Raw genomic sequence first — 17,569 nt, 5'->3', positions numbered from 1 at the left:
CATGAAGATAGATAATATAAAACTATATGAATTTTTGCATGAAAAAGAGATAACTCATTTTTTTCATGCAAATACTTTAACTACATCTTTAACCTTTATAGAAAATAATGGTTTAATGTCAAGAGGTTTAGTTGAAAAACTTGGATTAAAACAAACGATACAATGTTCAGATGATAAAGATGAAAAATTTGATGTGTGGGAGGATATATTTATTGATACAATGGATTTACATGGATACTTTCCAAGACAAAACCTTTATGGCCCTATTGTATTTAAATTTAATATAGAATTTTTATTAGAAGATAAATTAGACATTTGGATTACTAAGGATAATCCAATTTATTGGACTGATAAATTAACAATGCAAGATAAATATTTTCAAGATATAAATGACCTTAAAGTAAATTGGGATAATTTTGATAGACAGAAAAAAATGTTTACAATAAAAAATACATCAGAAGCAATTTTATTTGATTTTTTAGAAAAAATAATAGTAGATAACCCAAATATTGAGTTGGGTGATGAAACGCACGTATTTAATGAAGTTGTTCGAGAACTAAAAAAAATACTTTTGTTGAAGATAAATATGAAGAAAGAAACTGTTTATCATCATGTTTTTGTCAAAAAAATTATTTAAATGATATTGATGATAAGAATCTTCGTAGATTATTTTTAAGGAACTAATAATGAACTTCTCAAAATCCCTATATACAAAAGCCATCCAATGCCCAAAAGCCTTATGGCTAAAAAAGTACAAAAAAGAAATTTTAACACCCCCTGATGCCACAGCACTCGCAAGGTTTGAAACTGGAAATGTTGTTGGAGAACTAGCTTGTAAGCTTTTTCCAAATGGAAGAGAAGTTATTTATAATCCTGATGACTTTAATAGCATGGTTGAAACAACAAAACAGTGGATGGATGATGGATTAGAATATATCTATGAAGCTACTTTTATTTATGAAGGTATATTAGTTTTAGTAGATGTTTTAAAAATAACACCTAATGGGTTAGAGATATACGAAGTAAAAAGTTCAAGTAGTGTAAAAGATATTTATCTGCATGATGTTTCTATACAGTTGTATGTACTTAAACAGCTTGGACATAGCGTGATTCGTAGTAATGTTGTACATATTGACAACTCTTATGTTCGAGGTGATGAGCTTGATTTAAATGAACTATTTAAGATTGTGGATGTTAGTGATGAAGTAAATGCCTTACAAGTTGAGATTCCTAAAAGACTTGAAGAGTTTGAAATATATCTAGCTGATAGAGATAACGAACCAGATATTGATATTGGAAGTCATTGTAATAAGCCTTATGAGTGTGATGCAAAAGAGTATTGTTGGAGGGTTCAAAGAAAAATACCTGAGTATTCAATGTTCAATATTTTTAATCTTGGCAGTAAGAAACAAATAGAACTTTATGAACAAGGTATAGTTAATATAGAAGATATTTCTGATGATTATCCTGTGACAGCAATACAAAAACAAAAGGTTCAAAACTGGAAAGAACAAGCAACGTATATAGATAAAGAAAAGATAAAAGATTTTCTTGATACTTTGAGTTACCCTATCTATCATCTTGATTTTGAGACCTTTCAGCAAGCGATTCCAGAGTGGAAAGGTATTAGTCCATACCAACAGATACCTTTTCAGTATTCACTTCATATAGAACATGAGGATGGACGGTTGGAGCATAAAGAGTTTTTAGCTATTGATGGTATAGACCTTCGCTTCGAATTGGCAAAAAAACTTGTAAAAGATATCCCTACTGATGTAACAGTCTTAGCTTACTATATGAGTTTTGAAAAAGGTGTTATTGAAAATTTAGCAAAACTTTATGATGAGTTATCAAGTCATTTGCGTGAGATAAATGAGAATGTATGTGATTTAATTGTGCCTTTTAAAAAGCAATATTATATGACACCTCTAATGAAAGGAAGTAATTCAATTAAAGATGTATTACCTGCCTTAGTCCCAGAAATGAAACAAGCTTATAAAGACTTAGTTGGTATTAAAAATGGTGGTGAAGCAATGAATGCTTTTCCAAAACTTTCCAGTATGAGTCCAGACGAAAAAGAAGAAACTCGTAATGCCTTACTTGAATATTGTAAGCTTGATACATTAGCTATGGTGGAAGTTCTTAAAAAATTAAAAGAGGTCGTTAATGATTGATTATAGTAAAAAATTTACATTAGACAGAGAGTTTTATCCTTCAAAATATATAGATGTTTCTATTGAAAGTGATAGAGGACGCATACTATCTGCACCTGCATTTAGAAGATTACAAAAGCGAACACAAGTCTTTGCTTTAGAGTTAAATGCTTCTATTCGTACAAGGCTTACGCACTCTCTAGAAGTTGGACAAACAGCTCGTTTTATAGCTAAAACTATTTTTTCAAAATTAAAAAAAGATGGACTTGAAAAATATAAACTTGAAGAGTTAGAAAATGCTTTTGTATCAACAGCTGAGATGACAAGTCTTCTTCATGATATTGGAAATCCTCCTTTTGGACACTTTGCTGAACAAACGATAAATAAGTGGATGAAAAATAGTGCCCTTCCAATACTAGAAAATTTTGAAACAAGTTCTCAAGAGATGATAGAACTAAAAGAGATGCTTACAAAAGATATATGTAACTATGATGGTAATGCACAAGCGATAAGAGTCATTACTAAATTACAAAGACTTAATCTATCATATACTCAAATACTATCAGTTCTTAAATATACAAGAGGTGCTTTTGAAGATAGAGTTAAAGGTGGTGCTTTAGATTACCTAAGAAAAAAGCCTGGATTTTACTACAGTGAGAAAGACTTTATAGAAAAAATTCAAAAAAAGTTAGATGTAAAAGCAGGTCATAGATTTCCTATAACTTACATTATGGAAGCGGCTGATGATATTTCATATCTTACGGCTGATTTAGAAGATAGTGTTGAAAAAGGAATACTGAGTTTAGATGAAGTTTACAATATGATAAAAAGTGAATGTGAAAAGGAGAACGAAAATTACTTACTTGAAATAATAGACGATAAGTACGAAAAAGCAAAAAAGAATGAAGCTCCATATCAATTTAGTATGTTTTTTACACTTTTTAGAGCTCAACTTGTTACTTCGCTTGTCTATCATGTTGTGGATATTTACATAGATAATCATGAAGCAATCTTTAATGGAGAGTTTAATTCTGCATTACTTGAATACGATAAAGAAAGTAAGTACTATAAAGCTATTGAAATATTACAAAATATTTCAGTTAAATATATTTATCAAAATAAAGATGTGCAAGAGTTGGAGCTACAGGGTTATAGTATTGTGAATGGATTATTAAACATTTATAAACCTCTTATAGAACTTAGTTCAAATGATTTTAGTGCATTATTAGAAGATGAAAGAATAGATTGTTTTTTATCTATGAGACTTATTAAAAGGGTGTCGGCTAAACAGATAGTAGCATATCAAAATGATGTCAAAGGGTTAGATAAAGAAGATAAAGAGAAATATAAAATACTTGAATGGTATTATAGAATACGATTGCTAACTGACTATATAAGTGGTATGACTGATGATTTTGCATTAAAAGAGTTTCAAACTTTATCGGCTATGTAAATATGAAAAAGAATAATTTAGCCTTTCTTCAAATTGAGATGATGCAAAAACTTTTAAATAGTGAGGCTATTAATGTTCAAGTACTTCAAAAACAATATGGAATCCCTGAGCGAACAATTAGAGATAAGATTAATAAAGTAATCAAGCCTCTTTTCCCAGACTTGATATATTCTGAAAAAGGAATTGGTTGGGCTTCAAAAGAAAATTTAAATGAAAAAACTATTTTAAAAGCTGAAGAGCTAATTGCATTACAAACCTTAAAAAATTATGCTGTGGGACTAGATGAAGAAATTGCAATTCCCTCATTAAAACTTTTAGGAAAATTTGAAAAAGGTTTATTCACACATGAAGTCATTCATAGAACAAAAAAAGAAAAACTAGATAAAGAAAATGAAATAGTTATGACTATTTTAATGAACGCAATAAGACAAAAGAAAAAAGTTTCATGTATTTACAATAGTAAGCCACGAATTATTGAACCACTTATGGTCGTTATGCTCGAAGGTTATTGGTATTTACACCTGTTTGATATACAAATTGATACGGAATTTAAAAAAGCAAAAAACTTTCATATAAAATCAATTGAATCAATCTCTTTATTGGATGAGTATTTTCAATATCCAAATATTAGTTTTTTTAAAAAATTAAAAACAAGTATTAATGCTTATTTTGATTCGGAAAGTGATTATATAGCAGTCGAACTCTTAATACATAAAAATATTGTTAAATATTTTAACCGTATTCCAATATCTTCAAAACAAAAAATTTATGGAAATACAAATAGTGAATATATGACTTTAAGTATTGAAGTAACGAACTTGAACGAACTTGTGCCAATTATTCAACAATATTTACCTAATATAAAAGTAGTATATCCACCTGAACTGGATGAATTAATAAGAAAAAATATTTCAACTTATCAAAATGAATAAGCCTAAAAGTATCTATCGGCAAAATTGTATGCCGATAGATACTTTATACTTTTAAAATAGATAAGTATTTATAAAGTAGTAGAAAAATATTATTTTGAGGTAAAGGACTGAAGTACGATGACAAATTTATTTGAAAATCACGATGAATTAGAGCAACTTAGTAATCAAAATAAACTTGGTTTTCGAGAAAAAGACCTTTTGAAACAGATAAGAAATCATCAGCTATTTCGTCCTTTACATGAATTAGAAGCGACAAAAAATAGTTATAATCGTAATGATATTAATATATTAGAGAATATAGATACATTATTTCTTAGTAATTATCTTTTTGACTTAATCTCCGATGGAATGATTTTTGGAGATGGAGTAGAGAGAAATATACTTATTCATGATGCAAGAGTACAAATCAAAACAATGGATTCTAGTTTATCATCTAAAATTACTTCTGAAGTAGTAGAAACAATACTAGATTTTATTAGTAATAAAAAAAATGGATTTAAAATATTTGAGATGTCTTATTTTGATCCTATTGAGAGAAAAAACTCAATTAGAAAATTCCGTTTAATTGCTTTGAAAGAATGTGATGATGGAAGATGGAGATACTACTTAACAAAAGAAGGTTTCACTGTTTATTTGTCTATGTTGGAAATGGATTCAGACATGGAGATTGCATTAAATGATTTTCGTATTCAAAAATTACTAGAACGTGAACGTTTTTCTGAAGCTGTCAGTATTGCTAAGGTAAATAGGAAGAGAACAGTCGAACATAAACAAATGCTACAAATACTAATGCGTAAAATACAACGTGATGTGCGGCAGATTGATTGGAAAGAGGATGTTAAAAGTAAATTAAATAATTCTCAAGAACATATACAAGAACGAATAGATGAAGAATTAAAGATGGCAAAAATAGTTCGGGAACAGATTGAAAATGGAAATCTGTCCAGCGTAAATAGAGAACAGCTATTAATACTTCAAGAAACGGTAAGTGCTTGTCAAACAGCACATCAAGATCTGTTTCAACAACTAATACCTTTTCATGAACAATACCTTGAATTTCATAGTAGAACTTTAAATGTTTCTAGGTCAGTTAGTCAACCAAATTTTGAACAAGATTTATTATATGAATACCTCTCTCTTCCAATTGATAAGCTCAGTTCAGTTAGTTTAAAAATATCGTTATCTTCTACTCTAGCTAAACAAGCAAAAATTTTTGATCCTATGTTATTGATTGAATATATTGATAAGTTATCTATAAAAGAAAAGATGAATACTGAAAAATTATCAGAACCGGAATATGAAGAAGTATTTAAAGTTCCATCAATGTTTTCAAAAAATCTTATGGCAGAGATGAGAAAGTATTTTAAGGAATCAATTACAAAAAAAGAATGCATAGATTTTAACGCATTACTTGATATAGCAAAAAATGAAGGTAAAAATACCAAAGAAATTGCTTATTTATCATTTTTATTAATAGATCAGTTTGAAACTGCCAATAAAAATCAGCTAGTTCTTTTGAAAAAGTCAAATACTAAGCTTAATGATAACCCATATATACAAGGGGATAATTTAATAATGGAGAACCAAAATGGCTAATTATAATCTAAACGATATATATGATGCATCAGCTTTGATTAAAAAAGGACTTTCTAGAAAGTTATCACCTACTTCTGATTTAGAATATAAACGTCTAATTGACAAGATATATTCAGTCGATGAATTCGCTAGATTAGTACGTAAGATAGCAGAAGGTTTATCTTTAGATGTTGTAGAAATAGGCGAGTTTGGAATAGTACTTAGTGTTTTAGATTTAAATAGTTCTTTTTCTATGAAGCTAGATGAGTATCGTAAAGAGTTAGGTGCAGAGGATGATTCTAAACAAGATAGTAGTTCCAAAAGAGCACTTTTATCATTGATATTAATTGCTATACCAGCAACATTTTATCCTACAGCTGAAACGCTAGAAGAAGATGATGGCTCTATTGCAAAGATAGCAACTGTTAAGGAAGTTGTGACTGTTATACGATTATTATCTGAGCAACTTCTTTCAAATCAGACTGTTGAGCTTGTTCAATATTTAAAAGACGGAGCTTCATATGTGAACTCCTTACCTGATAGTATTCCAAGTCAAAAACAAGATACTTTTTCAAGTATGTATGGAGCAACCTCTATTATAATGAAACACTTGACAGAAGAAGGGTTGCTCTATTATCAAGAGGATTTAGATGAAGGTTTTTATAGTATTCGACAAAAGTACAGAGCACTTCTTCAAAATAGATTAGCTAATAGTCTTTTAGAAAGTTTAATGCTACTTAGGGAGAGTGAAAATGTTACCGATTAATACAGTATATTTAGATAACGTTGGTTTTAAAGAGGCTTATTTTTTAGATATAAATCTTGATTTTCACAATCCAAATTCTTCTAATAAAAAATCTTTAGATACATTAATAAGTTTAGAGAATACGGGTGGAAAATCTAGTATGATTAGTTTTATATTAACAATGTTTGTACCGAAAAAAAGCCGTTTTGTACAGCATATTCAAGAAAGTAATCACAAATTTGAGGATTATTTTTATCCGACTCCTGGTCTTATCCTATTAAAGTTAGAGCTACCAGAAGATAAGGGAAGACTACTTATAGATGAAAATAATTATCTAATATTAGGTCAATATGTTACCGTATCACAAAATAAGACTAGTCGTTATTTCTTTTCATTTGAGTCTACACCCTCATTAAAGTTTGAGGATGTTCCATCATTGTCAAAAGAAGGAAAAGACTTTAATGAAGATAACATAACAAAATGGCTTAACGAAGGTCATCAAAAGAACTCTACTTTTTTTCATACTGATACTCATCATAAATGGGTTGATAAACTAAACACTATGGGGATAGATACATGGTTAGCGGAAAAGCAAGTCGAGTTTTGTAGTGCAGAAGGTGGTATAAAGGAATTTGTAAATTTTTCATCTGAAGCCGATTTTTTAAAAGAATTTTTTTACATGGCAATCTCTGAAGATGCTACAGAAAATATCAAAATAAGTTTAAAAGATACATTACAAAAACTAAGTAAAATGCCTCAAAATAAAGAAAAAGTAGAACACCTAAATAAATTGTTAGATAACCTACAGAATTTTAAAAAAGAATCTGATAAATATATCATATCAGCAAATTATTACGAAAATTCACAAGTCAATATTCATATGCATTACAATGCTATTGATGAAAAGAAAATAGAACTTTCAGAAGAAGCAATAGTTTTAGAAGAGGCTACAGAATGTATCAAACAAAGTGTTATTGAATGTCAAGAAAAGATACAAAATAGTGAAAAATATATTGAATCTTTGACACTTCAAAAATATACATATGAAATAGAAGAAAAAAGTGATGACTTAGAGAAGAAAGAAGATGAGTTACGTGAGGGTAAAGTTGAGCTTGGTTCATATAAGGTAGCTCGACCTAAGTTAAAAGTTAATTCTTTATCTAAAATAATTGAAGGTCTTGAGGAAAGCATTTCAAAAGCAAGTGAAGGATTGGAACCTTTACGCGAGATATTGTATCAATATGCATGGGAATATACATGTAAAATAAAATACTTAACTAACTTAGAAAAAAAAGAGCAAAAAGAGTTAGAACAAAATAGTAGTATATTAGATTTAAACATTAAAAAACTCACATCTGAATTAAAAGAACTAAAAGAAAATAATAAGAAACTTATTGAAAATAAATCTACTAAAAAAACTTTAATAGAAAGTCGACAAAATGCATTAGATAAGTTAATAGAGAAAATGTATGTTGAAACCAATGAAACAGTTGAAAATAGGCTAAAAATAAATAGAAAAGAGCTAGAAAGTGTTAAAGGTGTAATAGATACGATAGGACAAGATAAGAAACAAAAAAATAAAAATAAAAATCTATTAAGTGAAAAAATTACTGACATTAGACTAGAACAACAAAAACAAGTAACGAATTGTAGAGATGTTGAAAAAAACATTGAGAAGGAAGAACAATCTCGCTTTAAAATACTAGAAAATGCGTTAATAAAACAGCTAAATGATTATGAAGAAGTTGAAGTTATATCAACGACACTTTTATTAAAAGTAAAGAAGCAGTTGGAAATAAATATAAGTGACCTGAAAACAAATGAGATTTTGCATTCTAAAATTGAAGAAGAGATTCAACTACTTCAAAAAACTGGTTCAAAACTTATTGATGGACAGGTGCAAAAGCTATTAGAACTATTACATGCAAAAGGGATAAGTAATGCAAAGCTTTTTCCACATTATCTTGCAGATATATATAAGGATGATTCACAGAAGATAAAAAATAAAATAGAAAGTAATCCGGGAATATTTTTAGGAATTGCTGTAAATACATTAGATGAATTGAATAAAGCTCAATTATTATCGGGGGAAATTAATTTTTTAAGTAAACCGATTGTAGTCTCATTGACTAGTTGTATAGATAGTCTAAGTGACGCAGAGAGTATTATTATATCTGTGCCTTCTAATAAAATTTATTCTCAAAAAGAGTTACCAGCATATATAGATAAACTTCAAGAACAGGCAGATAAACTTTTTATTACTATTGAAGAAAATGGAAATAAAGTTGATGGTATAGAGAATTTAAAAAGAGATTTAACTGAATATTTCAGTAGTTATGGGAATGGTAGGATTGAACAAATTAAACATAATTTTACACAATTAAATACTCAATTAGAAGAACTAAAAATTAGTTTAAATATAGAAGAAGCAATAGAAATAAAATTACAAGAAACTATGGAGTTATTAGAAGAGAAAGAGGAAAAACAAGGAGAGAAAAAATCTAAAATAAATATATCTATTTCTCAGCTAAAGACATTTTACAATGAACATGATAAAAATCATGAAACAATAAAACAAGAATACCAGATCTATTCTAATGAATTGGATGAAAATATAGAGCTTCTTGATTCAACTGAAATAGAATTAAGCACTGAAGGGCAGAAGAAGATTGATATTGAAAAAAAATTAGATACATCTACAAATACACTTGAAATCTTATCACAAGAGTTGGAAGCTATAACAGCAACATCAGACAATGTTGGAAAAACTATAGATGAGGAAGAGTTAGCATTAAATGATAAATCCAGTTATAAACAAAACTATGAAGATGCTCAAAATATACTAAGAAGAGAAGAAAACAAAGAAGGACTTAGTGATTTAAATAGTAGGCTAGAAATGCTCTCTTCTAATCTAGAAGAAGCAAGGACTGAATTATATCAAGTAGAGAAAGCTAATGATTACAATATAGGTAAAGTTGAAGTATTTGTAAAAGTTGAAGATGAAAAAATCTTACAAAAGATTAAAGAATTTGAGAAAAAAATATCTACTTTAAAAATTAAAATATCTCATTTAGATATGGATAAAAAAGTTTTAATAAAGAGTCAAAAAGAGTACATAAGAAATCTAAAATATCCAGAAAATAGTATTGTACCTATAACTGAAAGTCTAAAAGATGTAGAAACTCAACTAATTAATAAAAATATAGAGTTTGAAAAAAGTAAAAAGAATAAAGAAGTTTTTACTGAAAAACAGAAACAAAATGAATTGAAAAATACTGTACTGTTTAGAGAAGTTGAAAAAATCGATGCTTATATAAAGAGATTAAACGATCATATAGATAATACGATTTTAAAAAATACTTTTGAAGTTACTCTTCCAGATGGAATAGATTTATATGAACCTATAATCGATAAGTTGATATCTGATGTGAAAAATAATAAACAAATTTTTGATACATTAAAAGAACAGATACAAATAATATTTGACAAAGTTACAAAACAAGTCCAAAAAGAAGATTTTAAAAAATTAATGCCAAATGTATCTTATAATATTGCACAAAACAGTGCACTAATAGCGACAAAAAAAGCGGTCGAATTAGTGAAAAAAGTAAGTGAAAATATTGAAATTTTAAATGATGCACTCTCTAAAGATAAGGAAGATTATAATATCTTGTTGAATATGTTATTAGGTCATGTAGAATTAGGGATTTCAAAATTAAAAAGTGCTGTTAAAAATTCAATTTTGCCAGAGTCTTTACCGGCAATCGGTAATAAAGCAGCATTAAAAATGGGATCAAAACTAAATAATAAAAATCAAAAAGAGAGAGAATCTGGATTAAGGATATATATTGATGAGTTACTAGAAGTGAAAACAGATACTAATCACTTTCGAATTCCATCTGTAAATTCTCAATCAAAGGATGAAGTAACCACTGAGTTAGTGTATGCTGTATTAGGTTCCAAAAAAGATAAGGTTGGTATCCAATTGATTAATATTAGTAACCCACAAGACTACTATTCGATTGATAAAGTTCCGGGAAGTGGAGGACAGCGGTTAACTTCTGCATTGTTACTTTATTTAATTATGGCACAGATGCGAGCACAAAGTAAAACTGGAAATCGACAAATTCAATCAGGTGGATTTTTATTGTTAGATAATCCATTTGGAGCAGCAAGCAAGCCTGAACTAGTCGCTTCACAAGTTAAAATGGGAGAAAAACTTGGATTTCAATTAATCTATGCATCTGGGATTCAAGATCATAATGCACAATCATTTTTTAAACATAGAATTAGTTTAAGTCATATGAAAAATGATATAGCTAATAATAGAAAATTAATAGCTATTGAAGAGACCATTAATTATGAATAATCTTGAAAAATTTTATATAGAGTTAAATAAAAGTAAAAGAGTAAAAATAGCATTTAATGATGTATTACACATCTATAATACAGTCTATCCAGAACATAAAAATAGTACTGATAAAAATCAACGTATTCTTATATTACTGAATATTCTAGAAAAAAACAAACAAATTGCGTTTCCTAAAACTAAGTGGAATAAAAGAGTTTTACCTCATATACCTGAGTACATAAACTTACTTGGAAAAGAAACAAATAAACAAAAAATAGATTTACTAAAACAAAATTCATGGGTACCAAAACTATATTTTGCTGTAAAAATTAATAATTTAGAGCAACTTAAAACATTAGAGAAAATTAATGAGTTTTATATTTCAAGAAATTATGAAGAGCTATTAGTAATTCCTATTAGAGAAAGGTCTATGGAAATATTTAATGATGAAAAAAAGCTTGATTCTTTACATAAAAAAAGTCTTCTTTTTGATGGTAAATTAACTTTGAAAGATTTGAAATGTGAAGATATCGCTCCTCCACTTTATTATGAGGTTATGCCTGACTGTATTGGTAAGCCTGCTCTTATTTGTGAAAATAGTAACTCTTTTCATAGTTTTAATAGATGGAATAAGCAAAGTGAAGTTTATGGTGCAATTATTTATGGGAATGGAAATGAATTTCGTAAAACACATCATTGGCTAAATGAGATACAAAAAAACTATCAAATTTCTAAATTTTTTTACTTTGGAGATATTGATCCAATAGGACTAGAAATCCCATATTATGTTAATAGAGACAGAGTAAATGAAAAAATGACATCAATTTTCCCCGCTAAGAAATTATATCTTGCTTTATTAAAGTCACAGAAATCCAATATAATTAGTAAGAAAAATGCAAATAAAAATATTACTAATGATATTTTCAACTGGCTTGAATCAACTGAAATGATAGAAGTAATAAAAAAATTATTTGTAAATAAACTAAGAATTCCTCAAGAAGCAATTAGTTATGAAGATTTAAGTCAATTTAGTTTTTACGACCCCATAAAATAAACTATAGAGAGTGTAAACCAACCTCTTCTCTATTAATTACTCAGTATATCTTTCAGTCAATAATTTTAAAATATACTAAGTACTCTAAAAAAAAAGCTTAGTTCTTGCGGTTTACTTTGTCATTTGATATTCTAAAACGGCTGTCTTCCCCATTCTAGCAATTCATCGACATAATCAAGAGTAGTTACCTCTCTGTGATTGTTACTTTTTACTCCTGTATCACTTGTTTCTTTTGCAATATCTCTGATAATTCTGTTAATTGTTGAGATATTTGTGTTGAATTGTTGTTCAATCTCCTTACATTGCTCTCCAATAGTGTCAATCTTTTTTCTATGTCGCTCTCTATGGACTCTTGCCTCTCCCATTCTTTGCATAGAGAGTTGAGCTTTTCTATATAAAGCCTCTTGTCCTGATTGAGTGAGTCTATGAGTGCTTTCTCGTTCAATTCCTGTTTGTGAATTTTTTTCAGTAATGTTTCTGTTAATTGCTCCATTTAATCCTCCAGTTTGAAGTAATAGTGTTGTGTCTTCTTTAAGTAAGTAAAATCTTTCAAGTGTATAATCATATACTTGCCATCTTTTTGTTCTAGTCTGTATTTGCTTGGAATCAGCCATTTGCTTACTTGATTTTGTGTGTATATCTGATAACTCATCAAAGATATTCCTATTATTGATAATACTATTAGTAGCAAAGTTAGTTTGAGTAGTTGTAACTCTTTTGCTTTGAATAAATTTTTCCTTATGAGCAAGGCTTTTTTTATTTTGTTGTTGAATGTTGTTAAGTCTTGCAAAAGCTCTTTTTCTTGAAGAATTGTACCTTTTCTCAATCTCTCCTGTGCGTTTTTTAAGTGCGATTTTGAGTTCATGTAGTACTCTGTTATACTCATGTTCATTTGACTCGTAGCTTCCTCTATATTGCTTGTTATCAGAGATTTGCTTTCTTCTATTTTCTCTACTATATTTCCAAAATTTTTCATTGTATATATCCCCTTTTAATCTAATCTTTCCAGATTCATTCTTTATTGTTATGTAGTAAAAATCTTTACTGTAGTCATGTCCTTCATTGATTACTTCAAGTTCTAGATTTTCTAGAAACTGCTTGATATCATCTACATTTTCAATGAGTCCTGCTTGATGAAGTTCTTTAACTACATTGTTGATTTCTAATCTGTACTTTTTTCTAGATATTGGTTCAGAAAAATCAATTTTTTCTTTCTTGTGCCGCTCAGACCATGTATCTATATGAAAATCTTGCTCTTCTTTTATAAGTTGCCTATTGTTTTGAGGGCTTTCTAGTTTATATTTCATATCAAGTATATTGCGAATGAAATTAACCCTATAGCGGTCTCTTTTATCTAGGTAAAGCTGTAACTGAGTCCTTGTATACAAGTTGAATTTTGGTATTCGAACATGTATATGAGAATCATCTGTATCGAGATGAAGTACAGCATCAAAATGATACTCATACCTCTCAAATCCATGCATAAATAACTTTTCAAAATCAGATAAGGCTTTATCCATAAATTCTAAATCAGGTTTACCTTTAAAACTTAAAATGATAGAGTAAGCATTTTGTCGATAATTTGGAAAATTTGTTATAATATCTCCAAGTTGAATATCGCCTCTAAGTACTTTAATCTTTTTATGGTCCCTTCGTTTCTTTCTTGTACCATTTATAACATAGTTACCCCATCCATCATTGGTTCCATTAAAACTTATTAACATTTTAGTCTCATCACATGTTGATATATATTCATAAGTATGAAAGTGTTAATTTCAACATCAGATACCATGGTTGCGGCTATTTTATTGAGGCTTATTGAGATTTCATTCAGCTCAAATAATAAACTTGGGTCTACTTTTTGAAAGTTACTAATTGAGCGACTTGGTGGAGGAGCTTCGATAGAAAAATCAAACTTTTGACGAATAAATTCAGCAATTGTAATATTTTTCTTCATTGCATTTTGTTTGATGTGTTCATAATCTTCAAGTGAAAAATTTACTTTAACTTGTTTTAATTCTGACATTTCATACTCCGTTTTGGGACTTTGATTAACCTAGTTATTTCTATCTTTAATGAGTTGGTCTATTTCTATTTTTGAAAAAATTGTAACTTTTTCAGTAAGCTTAATAGGTGTTATAAGTCCATCCTTAGCCATTTTCCAGACACTTGACTTATTTATGGATAAATAACTAGCTAAATCCTTAGCTCGAAAATAGATAATCTCATCCTGAAGTTTTTCAATATTATTTTTCATAATTTTCCTTTGTCTTAATTAAGAAAATTTTATTACATGTTTTTATGGTTTGCCATTAAATTATGTTTACTTTTTAAGGAATTTTTTGCACTTTTTGTGAAAATTGTATAATTTGAGTCTTTTTTAGAAGTTTATGAGGAATATTTTGAAAAATATACTTTTTATATTAGAATAGCAATTAAATAAAAGAGAGCAAAAAAAAATGATAAAAACAGTCTGGAAAATTTATTATTGGTTGATGCTTTTAGCTAGTATATTTATAGTGAGTACTTTTGTATTTATGTCCATCACTGATATAAATGAGATAAAAACTATTTTAGATGGAAACAATATATTTACAAATTTATATGATATTTTCTTCATATTGCTGTTTTTTACATCTGTTTTAGGGCTAAGAGGTTTTATATATGACAGAATATACTTCATAAAAGAATTGTGGAAATTTATATTTTTTATGATTTTAGTTGAGTATATAGGAAATAAAATTTACACATTTAATGATTATGATAAAGTAGAATTTATAATATATACAGTTATGACATTACCAATACTATATGCTTTATATCAATATATATACAAAATGAATGATTTATGGAAAAATAATGACTAAAACTCAAAAAATACTTTCAATACTTTCTACATTAACTATTGGTGCAGTTGGTGGTCATCATATCGATGATATAATTGAAAAATACAATTTAGAAGTAGGTCGCTACCCAATACAAATTGAATACCTAATTACTGATAGTTGTCTATCCATAGATGAAAAACCTATCCCTTATGTTCAGTATGAACGAAAATTAGAAGATTGTACATGTGCCTTGGAAGAAAGTGAATTTCAATATGACTATACAAATTATAAATTAGATGAAAATGAGTTTTTAAAGATATTTAAAAAAAGTTTTAAAGAGTGCAGAACTGTGAGGAGATAATCCTCAACAGTCATTAATCATTTTCATCGATATAATCATCGTTATTAGGGTTATGAGAATCAGCCCAGTCATCCATATCTGAATCATTATTTGGATTGTTAATGTCAGAGTATAAATCTAACTCTTCTTGGTTCATATTTGAAGTGTCCATAATTACTTTACTCCTTTATTCAAATTTTTGTCAGCAGTACTTTGTGCTCTAGCGGGAAAGCTTTTTTTAGATGTGTCAGTACCATTTTTTGCAGCTCCTGATTGAATTCTAGCTATATCAGCCTTGGTCATTGGTGTTTTCTTTGCCATAGTTGGCTCCTTAAAATATTTTTCCTAAACTTTTGTTTAAGATGGTAGAATTATAAAATAATCTTAAGGGACTTTAGGGGACATACTAGAAATGAAAATTAATGATAAACAGAATGAACTTAGAATTTGGATTGATAAAATAGGCTTGAAACAAAAACATTTTGCTGAGTTGTATGCTATGGATTTATACCATGAACCTTCAGAAGATGATATGCGAATTTTTTATGAAAAGTTTAAAGGACACATGAAAAGAGATACAACAAAAATAGCAGTAATAGACAGATACTTAGATTTTTTATTTACTCTCGACGAGTTTAAAGACACAAGTTATGTAAAACCTAAATTTAATTTTAAAAATAAACTTAGTAAAGCTTTTATCCAAAATATGAAAGATATAACAAAAGATACTTAAGTAAATTATTTGGGACTTTGATTAACCTAGCCTATATCATCCTATCTTTAAACTTTATCAAGATAATCACTCCACCATTGCATGAGTTTTGTTCGTTCATCAAGATACTTAGCTCTATTATAAGCTTGGCTAACAGTACTCCCTACACTATGTGCAAGTTGCGTTTCAATAATTTCAGATTTAAAACCACTTTTTTGATGTGCGATAGTTGAAAACATAGCTCTAAAACCATGAGGAGTGAACTCATCTTTTGTATATCCCATTCTTCGGATGGCTCCAAGTAATGCTCCATCGCTCATTGGTGTTGTCTTGCTCTTTACACTTGGAAAAATATAAAGACTATCGCTTGAGTATAAGTGCATATCTTTTAGTAATGTAATCACTGTATCAGTAAGTGGAATTATGAACTCATTTTTAGTTTTCATTTTCTTAGCAGGTATTGTCCATAGTTTAGCTTCAAAATCTATCTCACTCCATAAAGCCAAACGAATATTTATAGACCGTACAAAAGTATAAGCCATCATCATAAGGGCTTGTTTTGTAGAGTACTCTCCATTATAATCATCAATAGAAAGTAATAAGTTTTTAATGCCATTGTCATCTGTGATAGTTGGATAATGATTTTCTTTTGATTTTCCAATAATCTCTACCAAGTCAATATCCATTGCGGGATTTCGTTGTGCTTTAGCATTTGCAACAGCCCATTTAAAAGTTTTGCTGATTGAGTGATAAACTTGCTTTGCACTGTTTCTGATATTTCTCTTCATCATTATCTGTAAAATGCTTATTATATCTTTTGCTAAAACATCATCTATTGGTTTATCTCCTATATAAGGAAATACATCATTTGCTAAACCTCTATAGCTTCTTTTGTAATGGCTTTCACTAATGTCATCTTCAATTTTAGCCAGTCTCTCTAAAGCTATTTTTTTAAATGTGTAGTGATTTTTTAATTCTTCTTGCTCTTGGGATACTTTTTTATTTTTTATTATTTCACTAGGATTAATACTATTTGCAATTTCTGTTTTATATTTTTCTCTTAGTTCTCTAGCTTTTGATAGGGACACACTTGGATAAGCCCCTAAAGATAATTTTTGTTCTTTATTATCAAAGCGATATTTTAGTTTCCAATGCTTACCACCTGCTTTTGTGACTAAGAGGTATAGACCACCACCATCGGATAGCTTGTAGTCTTTATCTTTAGGTTTTGTTGTTTTAATTTTTGTGTCAGTTAGTGGTGTTGTAGTTCGTGCCATAAAAACTCCCTTTTGCAAATTAAAGGGGCTTATTTTATTTGTTAAAGGGCTTTTAAATATTAAGCCCTTAAATTAGCCCTAAAAAGTTGAGATTACTATAGCATACATTGAATTAAGTTAGACTAATAAAAATATAGAAGCTCGTGTTT

The 17,569-nt window shown here is 28.5% G+C and carries 17 protein-coding genes; 11 read left to right on the top strand and 6 right to left on the bottom strand.

Going from position 1 to position 17,569, the window contains the following annotated elements; translation table 11 throughout:
* The first annotated feature begins 1 nt into the window (after position 1).
* From MOV50_RS05395 to MOV50_RS05360, 8 genes are all read left to right on the top strand, one after another.
* Positions 2-637, top strand: a complete 636-nt coding sequence (locus tag MOV50_RS05395; protein ID WP_321779373.1) for a hypothetical protein — start codon at positions 2-4, stop codon at positions 635-637.
* A 49-nt stretch (positions 638-686) separates the two neighbouring features.
* Positions 687-2,174, top strand: coding sequence for a DUF2779 domain-containing protein (locus tag MOV50_RS05390; RefSeq protein WP_321779372.1), 1,488 nt, complete (start codon positions 687-689; stop codon positions 2,172-2,174).
* A complete protein-coding gene (dgt, locus tag MOV50_RS05385) occupies positions 2,167-3,606 on the top strand; it encodes a dGTPase (protein WP_321779371.1) in 1,440 nt (479 codons plus the stop codon). Before MOV50_RS05390 ends, dgt begins: the two co-directional genes overlap by 8 nt.
* Before the next feature lie 2 nt (positions 3,607-3,608).
* Positions 3,609-4,538, top strand: coding sequence for a WYL domain-containing protein (locus tag MOV50_RS05380; RefSeq protein ID WP_321779370.1), 930 nt, complete (start codon positions 3,609-3,611; stop codon positions 4,536-4,538).
* A 117-nt stretch (positions 4,539-4,655) separates the two neighbouring features.
* Positions 4,656-6,134: a hypothetical protein gene (locus tag MOV50_RS05375; protein ID WP_321779369.1), complete on the top strand. Its 1,479-nt coding sequence runs from the start codon at positions 4,656-4,658 to the stop codon at positions 6,132-6,134.
* Positions 6,127-6,879, top strand: a complete 753-nt coding sequence (locus MOV50_RS05370; RefSeq protein ID WP_321779368.1) for a hypothetical protein — start codon at positions 6,127-6,129, stop codon at positions 6,877-6,879. The genes MOV50_RS05375 and MOV50_RS05370 overlap by 8 nt, the downstream gene beginning before the upstream one ends.
* Positions 6,866-11,227, top strand: a complete 4,362-nt coding sequence (locus MOV50_RS05365; protein WP_321779367.1) for a hypothetical protein — start codon at positions 6,866-6,868, stop codon at positions 11,225-11,227. The genes MOV50_RS05370 and MOV50_RS05365 overlap by 14 nt, the downstream gene beginning before the upstream one ends.
* On the top strand, positions 11,220-12,263 hold the full coding sequence (locus MOV50_RS05360) for a Wadjet anti-phage system protein JetD domain-containing protein (protein ID WP_321779366.1): 1,044 nt from the start codon (positions 11,220-11,222) through the stop codon (positions 12,261-12,263). Before MOV50_RS05365 ends, MOV50_RS05360 begins: the two co-directional genes overlap by 8 nt.
* Before the next feature lie 131 nt (positions 12,264-12,394).
* Here MOV50_RS05360 and MOV50_RS05355 read toward each other — a convergent pair whose 3' ends face one another.
* From MOV50_RS05355 to MOV50_RS05345, 3 genes are read right to left on the bottom strand one after another with little or no spacing between them, the layout of a single operon-like run.
* On the bottom strand, positions 12,395-13,987 hold the full coding sequence (locus MOV50_RS05355) for a relaxase/mobilization nuclease domain-containing protein (RefSeq protein WP_321779365.1): 1,593 nt from the start codon (positions 13,985-13,987) through the stop codon (positions 12,395-12,397).
* On the bottom strand, positions 13,981-14,289 hold the full coding sequence (locus tag MOV50_RS05350) for a hypothetical protein (protein WP_321779364.1): 309 nt from the start codon (positions 14,287-14,289) through the stop codon (positions 13,981-13,983). The genes MOV50_RS05355 and MOV50_RS05350 overlap by 7 nt, the downstream gene beginning before the upstream one ends.
* A 30-nt stretch (positions 14,290-14,319) precedes the next feature.
* Positions 14,320-14,520, bottom strand: coding sequence for a helix-turn-helix domain-containing protein (locus tag MOV50_RS05345; protein WP_321779363.1), 201 nt, complete (start codon positions 14,518-14,520; stop codon positions 14,320-14,322).
* A gap of 202 nt (positions 14,521-14,722) precedes the next feature.
* On the opposite strand from MOV50_RS05345, the gene MOV50_RS05340 reads away from it, so the two are divergent.
* Complete coding sequence (locus MOV50_RS05340; protein ID WP_321779362.1) at positions 14,723-15,130, top strand: hypothetical protein; 408 nt, start codon at positions 14,723-14,725, stop codon at positions 15,128-15,130.
* The gene (locus MOV50_RS05335; protein ID WP_321779361.1) at positions 15,123-15,452 is read left to right on the top strand and encodes a hypothetical protein; all 330 of its coding nucleotides are present in this window, start codon (positions 15,123-15,125) and stop codon (positions 15,450-15,452) included. Before MOV50_RS05340 ends, MOV50_RS05335 begins: the two co-directional genes overlap by 8 nt.
* 13 nt (positions 15,453-15,465) lie before the next feature.
* Here the strand turns inward: MOV50_RS05335 and MOV50_RS05330 are convergent, their stop codons facing one another.
* Both MOV50_RS05330 and MOV50_RS05325 read right to left on the bottom strand, forming a co-directional pair.
* The gene (locus tag MOV50_RS05330; RefSeq protein WP_321779360.1) at positions 15,466-15,603 is read right to left on the bottom strand and encodes a hypothetical protein; all 138 of its coding nucleotides are present in this window, start codon (positions 15,601-15,603) and stop codon (positions 15,466-15,468) included.
* Positions 15,604-15,605: 2 nt separating this feature from the next.
* Positions 15,606-15,752 (bottom strand): hypothetical protein, encoded by a 147-nt coding sequence (locus MOV50_RS05325; RefSeq protein WP_321779359.1) that lies wholly within the window; start codon positions 15,750-15,752, stop codon positions 15,606-15,608.
* Positions 15,753-15,843: 91 nt separating this feature from the next.
* On the opposite strand from MOV50_RS05325, the gene MOV50_RS05320 reads away from it, so the two are divergent.
* Entirely contained in the window at positions 15,844-16,164 is a 321-nt protein-coding gene (locus tag MOV50_RS05320) for a hypothetical protein (protein ID WP_321779358.1), read from the top strand.
* Positions 16,165-16,211: 47 nt separating this feature from the next.
* Here the strand turns inward: MOV50_RS05320 and MOV50_RS05315 are convergent, their stop codons facing one another.
* Positions 16,212-17,420, bottom strand: a complete 1,209-nt coding sequence (locus tag MOV50_RS05315; RefSeq protein WP_321779357.1) for a tyrosine-type recombinase/integrase — start codon at positions 17,418-17,420, stop codon at positions 16,212-16,214.
* Between the last annotated feature and the right edge of the window lie 149 nt (positions 17,421-17,569).

It is taken from the genome of Sulfurimonas sp. (genome assembly GCF_029027585.1).
In the GTDB taxonomy this organism is placed as follows: domain Bacteria; phylum Campylobacterota; class Campylobacteria; order Campylobacterales; family Sulfurimonadaceae; genus Sulfurimonas.
This window is presented reverse-complemented; position numbering and strand designations above follow the sequence as displayed.

Bases quoted from the DNA above. Each gene is read 5' to 3' on its own strand.
- MOV50_RS05395 (WP_321779373.1), top strand. From the start codon at position 2: ATGAAGATAGATAATATAAAACTATATGAATTTTTGCATGAAAAAGAG.
- MOV50_RS05390 (WP_321779372.1), top strand. From the start codon at position 687: ATGAACTTCTCAAAATCCCTATATACAAAAGCCATCCAATGCCCAAAA.
- dgt (WP_321779371.1), top strand. From the start codon at position 2,167: ATGATTGATTATAGTAAAAAATTTACATTAGACAGAGAGTTTTATCCT.
- MOV50_RS05380 (WP_321779370.1), top strand. From the start codon at position 3,609: ATGAAAAAGAATAATTTAGCCTTTCTTCAAATTGAGATGATGCAAAAA.
- MOV50_RS05375 (WP_321779369.1), top strand. From the start codon at position 4,656: ATGACAAATTTATTTGAAAATCACGATGAATTAGAGCAACTTAGTAAT.
- MOV50_RS05370 (WP_321779368.1), top strand. From the start codon at position 6,127: ATGGCTAATTATAATCTAAACGATATATATGATGCATCAGCTTTGATT.
- MOV50_RS05365 (WP_321779367.1), top strand. From the start codon at position 6,866: ATGTTACCGATTAATACAGTATATTTAGATAACGTTGGTTTTAAAGAG.
- MOV50_RS05360 (WP_321779366.1), top strand. From the start codon at position 11,220: ATGAATAATCTTGAAAAATTTTATATAGAGTTAAATAAAAGTAAAAGA.
- MOV50_RS05355 (WP_321779365.1), bottom strand. From the start codon at position 13,987: ATGTTAATAAGTTTTAATGGAACCAATGATGGATGGGGTAACTATGTT.
- MOV50_RS05350 (WP_321779364.1), bottom strand. From the start codon at position 14,289: ATGTCAGAATTAAAACAAGTTAAAGTAAATTTTTCACTTGAAGATTAT.
- MOV50_RS05345 (WP_321779363.1), bottom strand. From the start codon at position 14,520: ATGAAAAATAATATTGAAAAACTTCAGGATGAGATTATCTATTTTCGA.
- MOV50_RS05340 (WP_321779362.1), top strand. From the start codon at position 14,723: ATGATAAAAACAGTCTGGAAAATTTATTATTGGTTGATGCTTTTAGCT.
- MOV50_RS05335 (WP_321779361.1), top strand. From the start codon at position 15,123: ATGACTAAAACTCAAAAAATACTTTCAATACTTTCTACATTAACTATT.
- MOV50_RS05330 (WP_321779360.1), bottom strand. From the start codon at position 15,603: ATGGACACTTCAAATATGAACCAAGAAGAGTTAGATTTATACTCTGAC.
- MOV50_RS05325 (WP_321779359.1), bottom strand. From the start codon at position 15,752: ATGGCAAAGAAAACACCAATGACCAAGGCTGATATAGCTAGAATTCAA.
- MOV50_RS05320 (WP_321779358.1), top strand. From the start codon at position 15,844: ATGAAAATTAATGATAAACAGAATGAACTTAGAATTTGGATTGATAAA.
- MOV50_RS05315 (WP_321779357.1), bottom strand. From the start codon at position 17,420: ATGGCACGAACTACAACACCACTAACTGACACAAAAATTAAAACAACA.